This window comes from Pedobacter psychroterrae, from assembly GCF_004331695.1.
GTDB lineage: Bacteria > Bacteroidota > Bacteroidia > Sphingobacteriales > Sphingobacteriaceae > Pedobacter > Pedobacter psychroterrae.
In genome coordinates this window covers 1,165,239-1,179,144 of sequence record NZ_SJSL01000002.1, presented here as the reverse complement: position 1 = coordinate 1,179,144, position 13,906 = coordinate 1,165,239, and the positions used below count along the sequence as shown (strand labels likewise).

11 protein-coding genes are annotated in these 13,906 nt (G+C 38.2%); 4 read left to right on the top strand and 7 right to left on the bottom strand.

Annotation, left to right across the window (positions count from 1 at the left end; translation table 11 throughout):
• Nucleotides 1–4: 4 nt before the first annotated feature.
• Complete coding sequence (locus tag EZ437_RS13385; protein ID WP_131596504.1) at nt 5–1,432, bottom strand: MBOAT family O-acyltransferase; 1,428 nt, start codon at nt 1,430–1,432, stop codon at nt 5–7.
• Between the two features lie 302 nt (nt 1,433–1,734).
• On the opposite strand from EZ437_RS13385, the gene EZ437_RS13380 reads away from it, so the two are divergent.
• From EZ437_RS13380 to EZ437_RS13365, 4 genes are all read left to right on the top strand, one after another.
• Complete coding sequence (locus tag EZ437_RS13380; protein ID WP_131596503.1) at nt 1,735–4,251, top strand: LruC domain-containing protein; 2,517 nt, start codon at nt 1,735–1,737, stop codon at nt 4,249–4,251.
• A 222-nt stretch (nt 4,252–4,473) separates the two neighbouring features.
• Nucleotides 4,474–6,549: an LruC domain-containing protein gene (locus tag EZ437_RS13375; protein ID WP_131596502.1), complete on the top strand. Its 2,076-nt coding sequence runs from the start codon at nt 4,474–4,476 to the stop codon at nt 6,547–6,549.
• Nucleotides 6,550–6,615: 66 nt separating this feature from the next.
• Nucleotides 6,616–7,194: a gluconate 2-dehydrogenase subunit 3 family protein gene (locus tag EZ437_RS13370; RefSeq protein WP_131596501.1), complete on the top strand. Its 579-nt coding sequence runs from the start codon at nt 6,616–6,618 to the stop codon at nt 7,192–7,194.
• Nucleotides 7,179–8,861 (top strand): GMC oxidoreductase, encoded by a 1,683-nt coding sequence (locus EZ437_RS13365; RefSeq protein ID WP_131596500.1) that lies wholly within the window; start codon nt 7,179–7,181, stop codon nt 8,859–8,861. Before EZ437_RS13370 ends, EZ437_RS13365 begins: the two co-directional genes overlap by 16 nt.
• A 24-nt stretch (nt 8,862–8,885) precedes the next feature.
• Here the strand turns inward: EZ437_RS13365 and EZ437_RS13360 are convergent, their stop codons facing one another.
• From EZ437_RS13360 to EZ437_RS13335, 6 genes are read right to left on the bottom strand one after another with little or no spacing between them, the layout of a single operon-like run.
• Entirely contained in the window at nt 8,886–9,773 is an 888-nt protein-coding gene (locus tag EZ437_RS13360) for a glycosyltransferase family 8 protein (protein ID WP_131596499.1), read from the bottom strand.
• A 52-nt stretch (nt 9,774–9,825) separates the two neighbouring features.
• The gene (locus tag EZ437_RS13355) at nt 9,826–10,629 is read right to left on the bottom strand and encodes a glycosyltransferase family 2 protein (protein ID WP_165500410.1); all 804 of its coding nucleotides are present in this window, start codon (nt 10,627–10,629) and stop codon (nt 9,826–9,828) included.
• A gap of 2 nt (nt 10,630–10,631) precedes the next feature.
• A complete protein-coding gene (locus EZ437_RS13350; RefSeq protein ID WP_131596497.1) occupies nt 10,632–11,477 on the bottom strand; it encodes a beta-1,6-N-acetylglucosaminyltransferase in 846 nt (281 codons plus the stop codon).
• Between the two features lie 9 nt (nt 11,478–11,486).
• Complete coding sequence (locus EZ437_RS13345; RefSeq protein ID WP_131596496.1) at nt 11,487–12,362, bottom strand: glycosyltransferase family 8 protein; 876 nt, start codon at nt 12,360–12,362, stop codon at nt 11,487–11,489.
• Nucleotides 12,363–12,372: 10 nt separating this feature from the next.
• A complete protein-coding gene (locus EZ437_RS13340; RefSeq protein WP_205942700.1) occupies nt 12,373–12,936 on the bottom strand; it encodes an acyltransferase in 564 nt (187 codons plus the stop codon).
• Nucleotides 12,933–13,895, bottom strand: coding sequence for a glycosyltransferase family 2 protein (locus EZ437_RS13335; protein WP_131596495.1), 963 nt, complete (start codon nt 13,893–13,895; stop codon nt 12,933–12,935). Before EZ437_RS13335 ends, EZ437_RS13340 begins: the two co-directional genes overlap by 4 nt.
• Between the last annotated feature and the right edge of the window lie 11 nt (nt 13,896–13,906).

Below are 13,906 nucleotides of genomic sequence, written 5' to 3'. Positions count from 1 at the left end.
GCCGCTAGAATTGAAAATAAATAAACTGACCTCCGCTAAACACCCCAAATAGCAATATAACAAAAACACTGATTACAAGAAAAGACCATCTTACCCAGATTATTTTGTGTGTAAGCAGGTTAAACCTGTCACTGAGGTATTCCATTTTATACTCGACCATAAATAGCAATGCAATAGCCAATACACAATGTGCCATATTGCTGATTCCATCCCCAAGAAATGGTACTTGCCCGATCGTTTTGAGGTTCGTCACCAGAGTAAAAGCGTCTTTGATGGAAGTTGCCCTGAAAAAGATCCAGGCAAAAGTTACTAAAATAATAGTTAGAACAATACTGAGCAAATTATTTACCCGACTACTTATATGCAGTCTATGCGTAAATCCCGACCGGAGCTTGTTGAACTGAAGACCACAAAGCAAATAAAAACCATGCAGTGCTCCCCAGAGAATAAAGGTATAATTGGCACCATGCCAGATGCCGCTTACCAGGAAAACAATCATTAAATTTAGATATACCCTGTATTTTGGCACCCGGTTTCCTCCTAAAGGAATATATAAATAATCCCTGAACCAGGTGGAAAGCGAAATATGCCATCTGCTCCAGAATTCGCTTATTGATTTTGAGAAATATGGCCGCCTGAAATTGATCATAAGGTCATATCCCATTATCCTGGCACATCCAATAGCAATATCGGAATAGCCCGAAAAATCACAGTAAATCTGAATGGCAAAAAACAGAGAAGCAATTGCAACCGACGATCCGTTGTGAAGCTCAGGATGACCATAAATAGAATTAACATAGATTGACAGGCGATCGGCTACTACCAGTTTTTTAAAAAAACCCCAAAGCATTAATTGCAATCCGGACACCACCCTGTTGTAGTCAAATTCATGCTTTGCATGCATCTGGCTGAGTATGTTTTGAGGCCGTTCAATGGGCCCCGCCACCAATTGAGGGTAAAACATTACATAAAGGCTATATATACCGAAATGCTGCTCAGCTTTTTGGTTACCCCTATATACCTCAATTGTATAACTCATGGCCTGAAATGTATGAAATGACAAGCCAATGGGTAGAAGAATACTCAAATATGGGACAGGATTCTGATATCCGGCATTGTTCAACATATATCCTAAGCTTTCATTTAGAAAGTTGTAGTATTTAAAAACTACCAAGACCCCGATGTTTGCAATCAAGCTGCAGATCAGCAGCATTTTCCTTTTCTTACCCTCGGCCTTCTCTATGTAAATACCGGCGAAATAATCTATCACTATTGTGAATCCGAGAATCAAAATATAGATCGGAACAAACGCCATGTAAAAATAGCAACTTGCAGAAAGTAATAGTATCCACCTGTATCTATGCGGCAACAGAAAATATGCAACAGTTACTATTATGAAATAGAAAGCAAAATCAATAGAATTAAATAACATGCAGAAAGTGTATACGGTACCAAATATATAATAATCACTTGTTAATAGATAATTTATTTTGAATGCAAAAAAACTCTCCTGTTCCAAGCAGAATTGTGGCACAATTTCCCCAAATAATTATAAATTGGGGAAAATTAGATAGATTATCTGGGCTGGCCATGTTTTCTTTTCGAATATAAAAGTGGCCTTATTACGCAGAAAGCTTGTCAGAAGCAATAATACAGCTATCTTTGATTAAGATAATGAGTTTCATGGTTTTGGAACGAAAATTGAATCCTATATAATCAAAAGAAATAAATATCATGAAATTAAAATTACTCGGTTTATTGTTGGCTACAGGAGTTGCAATATCTTCCTGCAAGAAAAACGATGCGATAGACACCATCATTAATGATCCGATTAGCGAGATTAAAGCACCTGATGGCTTTAACTGGTCAGGGTCAAGAGATGTGAGCATGAGCATCGGCGTTACTGACAATAGATTCCAGAATGCAATTCATGTAATTAAAGTTTATTCAGGTGATCCTGCCAATGGCGGTCAGCTGATATCTAAAGGTTCAGCGAGTTTAGTAGTTCCTTTCAATTCTAAGATAACTTTATCATCAATGATCAAAGAAACTTATGTTGAAAAGATCGCACCAGACGGGACTACCATGATCGAAAAAGTAGTGCTTAACTCTGATAATGTATCGGTAGCAATGAGTGCCACCGGAATTACCCAGACATTTGCTGCTGCGAAAGTTGGAAAAAGAGGAGGTCTTTCTGCTGTTAATGAACCGAACCCTACAGTACCTACAACAGGTGTAACTACCGTACCCGCGGGAGCAAACAGTTATGTGATGTCAAACAATGGCGTATTTAAAATCACTTCCATCGGCAGCTACCACTTCAACGATCCGGGATCAAATACAACACTTTATATTACTGCAGGGACAGCTAATTCACCTGTTACGATCAGCAATATCAAACTTCAAAATGGTTTAAAGGTAATTGTCGCAAATGGCGCAAATGTGGTATTTACAACAATGGGTTGGGAGTCTAACGGAACATTCAAAAACTTTGGAACCGCAAAAACAACCCAAAGTGAATTTAAAGTAAACAACGGCGGTATTTTCTTAAACCAGGGAAGTTTTACCGCAACCGGTAAATTTGTGGCCATGAACAGCACTTTGACCAATACAAGTACAGGTAACATGTTGATTGGCGGACAATTTGAAACTGAAGGTGATTTTGAAAATGATGGTACCATAAATGTAAACGGCGCGAGCAGCGCATTAAAAAATAACCAAACATTCGCTAACGCTGGTACTTTAAACTTTAATGGTTCTGGATTGACCATCAGTGGGGTTCTCCAAAACTCAGGCAATTTTTACGTTGCTTCGGGGGAAATTAGCTTCAACGGCAACAATCCGGTTGTTACTAACTCAAACAGTTTCCTTGCTGAAGCTTCCAAAGTAAACACTATAGGTACTTTTACAAACAGCGGAACAGTAATAATAAGAGAACTTCAACACAATAGCTCAAATGCACTAATTGTAAACAGTTGTAAGTTCATTGTTAAAGAGAATGCAGTAATCGACAAACCAATAACAAACTCGAGCTATTTTCAAGTGGTTGGAAATGCGCAAATGAATGCCAATGCGACGATCAATTTGTCAAGTGGCGCAATGTTTCATGTTGGAACTGCTAATGTAATTGACAATCAAGTAAAGGGCCCAACAAGTGGTGGAAGAGCATTTTTCAAATCAAATGGCGCTGTTGATGTAAATATTTTCTTGAATAATGGCAATGGAGAAACTCACTTCTATGACAGACTGGATGTATGTCTGGGTAGCAGCCAAACATTGGTGCCAAACAATTTAAGTGGTTCTGCGGCACAATCATGTTCATTGGTAATCCCAACAAACTCTTGTAACCCAACAGGTAACAACTATACTCCCCCTACTACTGTCCCTGATTCTGATAGCGATGGTGTCCCTAACTCAGGAGACGATTATCCTAATGATGGGGAAAGAGCTCATAACGTTCCTTCCGACAACTATGCCAACGGAGGTTATACTATCGCGTTTGAAGATAACTGGCCTTTACAAGGTGATTATGACCTGAATGATGTAGTGATTACTTACCGTTATATGGTGGTAACAAATAAAGACAATAAAGTAGTTGATGTGAAAGCTGATTACACTTTAGTGGCCACAGGTGGTAGTTTCCAGAATGGTGCCGGTATTGAGTTCCCAATTGCAAGGACAAGCATAACAGGACAAAATTATAAACGTACCATCAATGGCACGACTACTACCCAGACGCTTGAGGCTGGTCAGGCCAAAGCAGTTGTTATTCTGTTTACCAATGGCCGTGAGCAACAAGTTACCTGGAATACCGAAACCGGACAAGCGGTATCGCCTGTCAAAACTTTTGGTATTGAGTTTACTATTAATTCCGCTCAACGTCCGGCTTACGAGAACTTTGGCATAAGCAGCTACAATCCGTTTATATGGAATAATTCAACTGGATTTGGAAGGGGCTACGAAACCCATTTGTTTGGTAAAACTCCTACCAGCCTTGCAAATACTGCCTTGTTTTCAACTGGACATGATGCTACTGCGGGCACCAGATATTATGCTACTTCAGGCAACTTGCCTTGGGCGATTCAATTGCCGGTTGCAAACTTTAAATATCCGTTAGAGAGGACACCGATTCATGCAGGTTATAAAATGTTCTCTACCTGGGCTAGCAATGGTGGAACAGTTAACGCAGATTGGTACATCACTACTACTGCTGCCTACAGAGACAACACTAAACTTTACAATGCTAATTAGAGTTAGAATAATTTAAATATTAGAAGTCCAGCCCGATCAGGCTGGACTTTTTTTTACCTTGCAACACTGCTAAATGTAGATATTTTTCCCCGAATTGGGGAAAATCAACATTCCTCAATTTTACATATCCACATTAAATCATTGACTATCACACAAAAACAGGCATTGAATTTTTGGAACGATTTTTCTTTAAACGTTAGTACCAATAAACAAACTTTCGCGATGAATAAAAATTTACTTTTAATTGCTGCATTTGCTTTCTCATTTTGTGTTACAAGTTGCAAGAAACAACCAGACATAGCTTCAGACAAAATTATTCCAGACGGGTTGAAAGCAGCTCCAGATGGATTTGACTATTCTTCGACTAAAAAAATTGATGTTAATGTAAGACTTATATCATCGACTGACAAGCCAATGAAAAGCGTGCTGGTTTCCGTTTATCACCCTTCAAACTTAAAAAAGGGATCAGAATTAACGAAAGTCATGTCTGACAATAATGGTTACATAAAAACAACGCTGACGGTTCCTTCTTTTATGGATACATTAGTAGTTGATCCTGCATATTTTGGATTAATGAGGAATGTAAAGTTATATGCTAAAAACAATACCGTAAGCGCAATAATCGGAGGACAATCCGGTGCAAGTGGAAATGTCGTAATTGAAAGAACAAACACAGCAAAACCTTCAAGAAAAAATAAGCTTTCTGCAAAAAAAGGAATTCTAAATGCAGGAGGAAGCACAGTGTTTGCTTACGATGCAAATGACTACGACGACCTTGGGCGTCCGAAAGATCTATATCCAAAAGATGACATAGATTGGGATGAATTAAAAGCCAGGATAAACAATTCATTACCTGAATCACATTATGTTAAATCCAAATACATTAGTACTGAATCACCGTCGAATTTAACAATTACCAAACTTTCTGATGTGTGGATAACTTTTGTGCATGAAGGTGCTGACTACCGTAATTCCTTTGGCTATTATACTTATCCTACTGGCCATCCCCCACTTTCTGAGAATGATATCGACACCGTACATATGATATTCCCTAACGCATCATTGGCAGGTCATACAGGAACTGGTAGTATGCGAATGGGTGATAAAGTTAAGATAGGAAGGTTTCCGGCAGGTGTATCACTTGGGTTTGTGTTACTTCAAAATGCCTATACCGATAAAACGTTCAGTACATCAGCGACTAAATTCTATTCGAATGAAGATTTGAATCCGGAAAATGCAAAGCTTAAAAGACATAATGTGCTACTAAATAATGCCCCTCAAAAAACTTTCTTAATCGGATTTGAAGATATCGACAGAAGAGAGGGATATGGAAGTGACCAGGATTTTAATGATTTAGTAGTGTACGCACAATCAAACCCTGTAGAAGCAATTTCACCACTTGATATTCCTTTTCTTGATGAAAAAATTGAAGACAGGGATGGAGATGGAATTTCTGACGATCTGGATGAGTATCCTGACGACAAAAAACGTGCTTATGACAGGTACTATCCAAGTCAGTCGATCTGGGGTACCACAGCTTTCGAAGATCTATGGCCTAATGAAGGAGATTATGATTTGAATGACCTCGTTATTAGTTACCGTTATAAGTTTGCGATGAGCTCATCTAACGGGGTTGTGGACCTGACGGCAGAATTCAAGCCGCTGGCTGCAGGTGCATCCATGCAGAATGGATTTGGACTGGAATTACCTATACAACCTTCAGCTATATCCAGTGTATCTGGATACAATTTGTCTTCAGGATACATCAAATTGGATGGGAATGGTGTTGAAGCCGGGCAAGCAAAAGCTGTAGTAATTCCCTTTGACAATCATAGAGCGGTATTTGGTGGTACAGCAGGTTTCGTTAATACTTTAAGTGGTGCGCCAACCATAAATGGACAGCACATCACGTTATCCATTCAATTTTCTTCCCCTCTTTCTGAAGAGTTTACCACAACGGCTCCGTTCAATCCGTTTATGATCAGTAACCTTGATCGCGGAAAAGAAGTTCATTTGGTAAACCATGAGCCTACTTCGCTTGCTAATTTGAACTTGCTTGGAACGGGTTCTGACAATTCTAGTCCTGATAAAGCACGTTACTACCTTACTGAAACAAACAGACCTTTTGCATTAGATATCTATGGCACTTTTGTCTATCCGAAAGAACATACTTCTATAACCCTGGCATATATGAATTTTGTAGAATGGGCGTTATCAGGTGGTACAAAATATACAAATTGGTACGACATCTCCGTAAAAGGGAATACCAATGAATCGCTCTTATTTATTAGCAAATAATACATAATTATTTTATCTTCACTGCATTGATATTGTAAAATATATCAATGCAGTAGGATTATACGGATGATCGGTAGAAGAAGCGCATTAAAGGCCATATTTATGCTGATATCAGCATTGGTATCGTACTTATTCATTTACAAATGGATAAATATTATTTCCAATCCGAATCTTTCGCTGTTGCATAAAAAGAAATCACTTATTGCTGAAATTGCCGAAATAATGATTCCCAGAACCGAGACTCCCGGGGCAAAAGATGTAAAAGTAGAAGATTTTATATTAGGAATGATTGAGTTTTGTACTGACATAAAAACGCAAAACAGCTTCATCAATGGATTGGAACGATTCGAATTGCATTGCCTAAACAACTACCATCATTCTTTCTTGAAATGCTCCCATCAGGAACAGATCCAAATCCTCACTTATTTTGAAAAGGATGCAAAATTCAGATATAATATTATTAACAAGATCAATAATAAAATCCTCGGGAAACCATTCATCGTTAAATTTAAAGAACTGGCCGTTGAGGGCTACTGTACTTCAAAATTAGGTGCAACGATTGGCCTTGCTTATGATTACCTTCCTGTAAGGTATGATGGATGCGTTATTTTGCAACAAAATCAAAAATCATGGGCAACACGGTAGCTGCAACATTTGATGCCATAGTGATCGGCTCCGGCATCAGTGGCGGATGGGCCGCAATGGAGTTGTGTAAAAAGGGTTTAAAAACCCTTTTACTTGAGCGGGGAAGAAATGTTGAGCATATAACTGATTATGGTACTGCAAACCTTAACCCCTGGGATTTTAAGTTTCGTCTGAATAAAACTGACAAGGAAATTCAGGCTAACCCATTACGCTCACAATATGCTGATGAAAGTAATAAACATTTTTTCGCGAGCGATGTTGACCATCCTTATGTTCAGGAGAAGCCATTTAGCTGGGTAAGAGGTTATCAGATAGGTGGGAGATCATTGACTTGGGGCAGGCAATGCTACCGCTTAAGTGATCTGGATTTTGAGGCGAATTTAAAAGAGGGGATTGCTGTAGACTGGCCCCTGAGGTACAAAGAAATTGCACCATGGTACGATTATGTTGAGAAATTCATTGGAGTAAGCGGCCGGGCAGAGGGATTGGCACACCTGCCGGATGGACATTTCCTACCTCCTATGGAACTGAATTGCATAGAAAATCACCTGGCAGACTCTATTAGAAAAAGTGATCAGAACAGATTATTAACTATTGCAAGAGTTGCTAATCTGACGAAAAATCTGGACGGCAGGCAGCCATGCAAAAATCGGAATTTATGTTCGAGGGGTTGCCCTTATGGTGCATATTTCAGCAGCAATAGCAGCACTATCCCTGCTGCATTTGAGACTGGGAACTTAACTTTGCGTCCGTATGCTATCGTGTCGGAGATTTTGTATGATTCAAAATCACAAAAAGCAATTGGTGTGAGGATTGTGGATACGCTGACTGGAGAAAGCTTTGAATACTATGCTCGGATTATTTTTGTCAATGCCTCAACTATCGCAACCACCGGATTATTATTAAATTCTACCTCTACCCGATTTCCAAACGGACTGGGTAATGACAGTGGTGAATTAGGTCATAATCTGATGGACCATCACTCTTCCGCAGGTGCATATGGAACCCATGAGCAGTTTCAGGATCGTTACTATAAAGGAAGAAGGCCATGCGGATTTATAATACCTCGCTTTAGAAACCTAATGCCTAATTCTGGTTTAAACTTCCTGAGAGGCTATAACATCCATGGAGATGGGGAAAGGCAGGAATGGCAAAATAGCATGGAAGCTAATGGTTTTGGAGAAAGCTTTAAAAAACATATTACAACACCGGGGCCCTGGACTGTATGGATGGCGGCTTGGGGCGAATGTCTTCCATATAAAGACAATACAGTTAGCCTGCATGCTACAAAAAAGGACAAATGGGGCCTTCCTCAGATAGTGATTGATTTTTCTTTTAAAGACAACGAACATAAAATGATGGATGATGCCATGGACACATCACAGGAAATGCTTCTTGCAGCAGGATTTAAGGGTGTCAATAGTTTCAACTATAGAAAACCAGGTGGGGCAACGGTTCATGAAATGGGGACATGCCGAATGGGAAGAGACCCAAAAAATTCTGTTCTTAACGGGAATAATCAACTGCATGCTGTTAATAATGTTTTCATTACAGACGGAAGTTGCATGACCTCCTCTGCCTCTCAAAACCCCTCACTAACTTACATGGCTTTGACCGCCAGAGCATGCGACTTTGCGGTTAAGGAATTGAAAAAAGGAAATATTTAGCGTTGTTAAACTAATAGGGATGGATTACCTGGAAAAGCTAAGTTTCTTTTGGATAACATTCATTAGCTTTTTGACATACCTCTTCCACTCGTTAACAGGTTTATAATCTTTCCAGGGTGTCTGACCTAAAAATTGATAAAAGATCTCTTTGTATTCCTGATTTTTATCATAGGTTTTGTAAATAGGCTTTCTGTGGAAAAAATGGATGATATACGGACTTTTTACCGGCAAACTGGAATACGTATTCCATAGAGGGTTTAATTCGTGCCACTTTTTATATAATACCACATTAAGCCCATACTGATCTGGCAGGCTCGCAAAATTTGTGTTGAGTTCAACGCAATGCAAAACCTTCTCAGTGACACCATAATCAAGCCATTTTTTTCTGTCTATTATCAAAAGGCCCGTGTTAAAATATTTGGCATTTTTATCCATTCCAAGCTCATGGTAGTTTCCAATCCCCCCTTGAGGGTCACCCACAGTTTTTATCAGGTCCTGAACCGCTCCTACTATGTTAGTGCCGATATCGATTGTCCATAGTTCACTTACATCTCTTAATGCAATCATATCAACATCAAGATAAATTATCTTATCGATTCCAGCAGGTAAGAAATACGGAATAAACAATCTCATGTAAATATTTGAAGGATACGAGCTTTTATCCTTTGGGAGGTTCATTCCTTCCGGAATGATTTTATCCATTTCCAGCCAGTGAACAATAATTTTATCTGAACTGACGGAAGCGTTTAGTCTATTGATATTCCTTTTGGATAACTTATCTCCAACAATATAAAAATCAATATACTGCTCAGTAGTGTGATTGATCTCAATTGACTTTATTAATGCAGCAAGCAAGACCATATAATGATTGTCTGTTGCTGTTACAATGGTAATGTTATCTGTTGATGCCATCGGATTTTATTATTACTATACTTCTTCAGATCGGGAACAAATTTACAACATATTAGCTCAACATCCGTTTTATTCTTTTAGCCGATCCTTTCCATAATCCCCCGTCCAACTGGATCCTTCTGTCAGTTGTCCAGACCAAAGCTTTTACATCAGTCACCAGGTGGAGTTTCCCAAAACCTTTTGTCTTTAACTTTAATGCGAGCCACCCATCTTCATTTGTACCGGGAGGATGATCAAAACTGTCAACCAGCAATCCCTGCTCTCTGCGAAATCCAGAATTAAAACCATAAACATTGACAGATTCCTCTTTGAATTTCTTATTGATCCACCTGGAAAATTCCGCAAAGTACTCGTAAAAAAAATATGTCAAACGTCCGGTCGCACCGATCGGTATCAAGGCAAACCGACCATAAGTAAGTGCTATGCCAGCATCCTCGAGTGGCTGTACCATTAGCTCTATCCAATCTTCCGGATATATTGTATCCGCATCAGCGTTTAGTATGTATTTGCCCGTTGCGTGAGACAATCCCATATTTCTTGCGAATGTAATGCCTTGAAGAGGTTGAAAAATACAGGTCACACCACATGATTTTGCCAATTCATGGGTCCGGTCTTTGGAATTGTTGTCAACCACGATTATTTCTACGCTTCTGCCTGTCCTGTTTTGGCAAAGTGAAGTTAAAGTGGGCACAATATTACTTTCCTCATTATATGCGGGAATGACAATAGAGACCTCCGGAAGCATGCCTTTACTCAGCGATTTATACCCAATCATTGCTTCCACGCACATCTCCTCATGGGAAGTACGGTTAGTGATGTACCTTGCGATATGATACGGAATATTTACTGGTCTCATATTTAACATAAGATATTTTGATCAATATAGTTTAATACTTCCGGTTTATCGTCGAACTTTCTTGCAAAAAAACAGTCGGATAGTTTGATTTTTTTTAAATCTGATAATGTTAATGTTTTAGGGCTTGCGCTTCCTTCAGACCAATCAATATACCTTAAATTATTATTTATTAATCTGCTTTTAAGTGGAGAGTTGTAGAGAATGCTTTGAAAAAACAATTCATCAGCACCCCAGCTGAATTTAAACTTGGCAACTATGTCTTTTTCTCTTTTGACAAAATTTAAAATATACCTTACACTATCTATGTCAATCGTAAACCATTGAGACCTGCCAACGATTTGAAAATTAGAATGTTCGTTTCGTTTTGGTAAAATTGCATTTACTATTTTCTGTATTTTGTATTTGCCAGGAAACATTAAATCCGTGAAATGATACTGGCTAAGTCTATTGTGGGCCTCCTTAAGCCAGATGCTATTGGTGTCATCAATATATTCCATAAATGCAGATCTGGGATGATCTGACAGATATTTATAAAAGTCTTTGAGCTTTTTGACTGGGTAATCCTGCCCGCTTAACAGGTTTACATATAGAAATGGTTTATCTGCCTCAATCACTTCCGACATGCTGTTAAGTACCGCCCGGACCTGGCTGAACCCTCCCCAGTGGACAGACACTCTTTTTTTAACAAAATAAACATTGCTGCAGCCTTTGATTGTATCAAAATCACTGATATCCGATTTTAGGTCGATATGAATATAGATGTATGAATCCTTATGGTAAAGACTTTTCACCAGTTGCCGGAGCTGTTCAGGACTTTTGTGTGCTAATATGATATGAGCTACTTGCATTCAGCCACGCTAATAGTTTTTATCTGTAAATGTGTTAATTAATAAGATTTTAAAACCAACATAGTTCTTCCACCAGATGTTTTTTAGTGTACGCCCTTCAATTGGAATATTTTTGAATGGTGTTAGTTTGTGGTATTTCCAATAATAAGATTTGTACGGATTGCCGTTCATATATTGCCATGGTTTTGAGGGCCCGGCATAATGAATGATAATGGGGAGTTTTATCAGCTTCCTTCGTAAGTGAAGCGCGTTATATGTTTTATCAAAATACTTCCAATTATCATAAAAACAGATATTTAGAATATCTTGATCCCACCAACTCAATTTGTCCATGTACATATTTGCTATTTCAAGCAGTTTCTTTGAATAGTCCCCTGACCTCCAGAATTTAAGATTAATGAGCATGACTCCTGCATTAAAATATTTCTTAACTGGGAAACCCATGTCATTCAGACGTTTGATATTTATATCCAACTCTATATCATCTTGTGCGAGTAAAGCCTCATCTGCAAAGCAGTAATCAGCCAATTCTGTGAGCGAGCCAGTTACAACCAGGTCTGCATCAAGGAATAAAATCTTGTCAATATCTACCGGGAGAATTTCTGCGAGAAACAATCTGAAATAAACTGCCTTTGATAGATGAAGAGATACTTTATAATCTGCGAGCAGGGAATTATCGAGTGTTAAAAACTCAATAGAAAACTTGTACTTTTCCTTGAAAAAATCAACTGTTGAATGTAATTTTTCAGGATTGACAATGTCATGGATTACATAGATATGGAGGTCAAGGTTTCTGTTATTTTCCAGAACAGAAACTAAGGCGACTGAAAAATGCCGTACAAAATTTTCATCAATTGTAAAAACTATATTTATGTGTTTATTCATTAATATGTGCTTAAGAGATGGAATCTATGATTAACTCTGCTTTTGACTTTACAATACTATTGCCTCGAATAGATTTATATATAAGACAGTTGGCTCCTATTATAACATTGTCACCTATTTCCACACCTTTCAATATGGTTACATTACTTCCTATCCAACAATTTTTACCAATTGTAACAGGAGCGGTTGAGAACAGATCTGGATGAACTTTAAAATCTGGATTAGTAACATATTTGTGGTTGTGGTCGTATATTTTTACACCCTCCCCTATGATGGTGTTTTCACCTATCCTGATGCTTTCCAGACAGTTTAGTGAACAGTAGTTATTCATAAATACTCTTCTTTCAATTACCAGCTTAGCAGAATCTTCTACTATTATACTACAGAAATTTCTAATTGAGACCGATGAATGAATTTGGATTTCAGAATGGGATGAGATCTTAAAAAGATTATTCTTACCCATGGAAAAATCATGTGACACTGTAATTGCCTTACTTGCAGGAAAATTCTTTGATATATACAATCGTGTTCTGACTGTTCTTATATATTCTTTTAAATTATCAATCCACCTCATACTTTAAAGTTCCTTTCTGACTTAAATAAAATCCTTACTATCCAGTAGGATTTAAGTCCTAATACCTTAAAAATTTTCAATGCGGCATTAATATAGCGCGATGGGATAAGTACCATCAACTGGACAAGAATGTTCTTTGTCTGTTCAACTTCACCATTTCTAATAAGATCCAGTAAAACAGAATGGATCTTCTTCTCAAACTTTACAACTTTACCTTTGGAATTTAAGATTGAAGTATCATAGTTTTTTAATAACACATAGCCTTCGGCGGTAAGCATTTTAACCGCATTATTAGAATAATTGCTATCATGCTTGCGGTAGTAAAAAAGTTGGTCCTCTACGCTATGAAAAACTGCCTTTTGAATCGCCATTCTAAACCAATAATCATAATCATCACATCCCTGAATGAGCTTTCCTTCCTCCCAGGGACCTATCCTATCGATAATGTCCCGTTTGACAATGACAGCCAGTGTAGCGATATAATTTTCTTCCAATTGCCTGAGGTAGAGGTCTTCGGGTTTAAATGTCCCAATTAATGTCCGGTAGTCCGTCACATTGCTTAAATCATTATTGTAAAAAAACCAACCGTTGGAAAATACTACATCTATTCCGGGGTCCTTTGAAACAGCAGACATTTGCTTTTCCAACTTGAGTGGATGCCATAGATCATCATGATCTAAGAATCCAATCCAACTGCCCGAAGAATACCCATAACCGTTATTTCTACTGGCGCCTATACCCTGATTTTTCTGATTGAATAATTTAACACGGCTATCTGTCGCTGCAATTCCAGTGACAATATCAGCGGTACTGTCAGACGAGCCGTCATTAATGACAATAAGCTCCCAGTTGGGATAAGTCTGACTAATTACAGAATTGATAGAATCTTCAATCAGCTTTTCAGAATTATAAGCAGGCATTATAATTGAGATCAAAGGTAGGTTTGTTTTAGATTCCATTTGTTTATTAA

Coding starts and splice junctions, on each gene's coding strand:
- EZ437_RS13385 (WP_131596504.1), bottom strand. CDS start 1,432: ATGTTATTTAATTCTATTGATTTTGCTTTCTATTTCATAATAGTAACT.
- EZ437_RS13380 (WP_131596503.1), top strand. CDS start 1,735: ATGAAATTAAAATTACTCGGTTTATTGTTGGCTACAGGAGTTGCAATA.
- EZ437_RS13375 (WP_131596502.1), top strand. CDS start 4,474: ATGAATAAAAATTTACTTTTAATTGCTGCATTTGCTTTCTCATTTTGT.
- EZ437_RS13370 (WP_131596501.1), top strand. CDS start 6,616: ATGATCGGTAGAAGAAGCGCATTAAAGGCCATATTTATGCTGATATCA.
- EZ437_RS13365 (WP_131596500.1), top strand. CDS start 7,179: ATGGGCAACACGGTAGCTGCAACATTTGATGCCATAGTGATCGGCTCC.
- EZ437_RS13360 (WP_131596499.1), bottom strand. CDS start 9,773: ATGGCATCAACAGATAACATTACCATTGTAACAGCAACAGACAATCAT.
- EZ437_RS13355 (WP_165500410.1), bottom strand. CDS start 10,629: ATGAGACCAGTAAATATTCCGTATCATATCGCAAGGTACATCACTAAC.
- EZ437_RS13350 (WP_131596497.1), bottom strand. CDS start 11,477: ATGCAAGTAGCTCATATCATATTAGCACACAAAAGTCCTGAACAGCTC.
- EZ437_RS13345 (WP_131596496.1), bottom strand. CDS start 12,362: ATGAATAAACACATAAATATAGTTTTTACAATTGATGAAAATTTTGTA.
- EZ437_RS13340 (WP_205942700.1), bottom strand. CDS start 12,936: ATGAGGTGGATTGATAATTTAAAAGAATATATAAGAACAGTCAGAACA.
- EZ437_RS13335 (WP_131596495.1), bottom strand. CDS start 13,895: ATGGAATCTAAAACAAACCTACCTTTGATCTCAATTATAATGCCTGCT.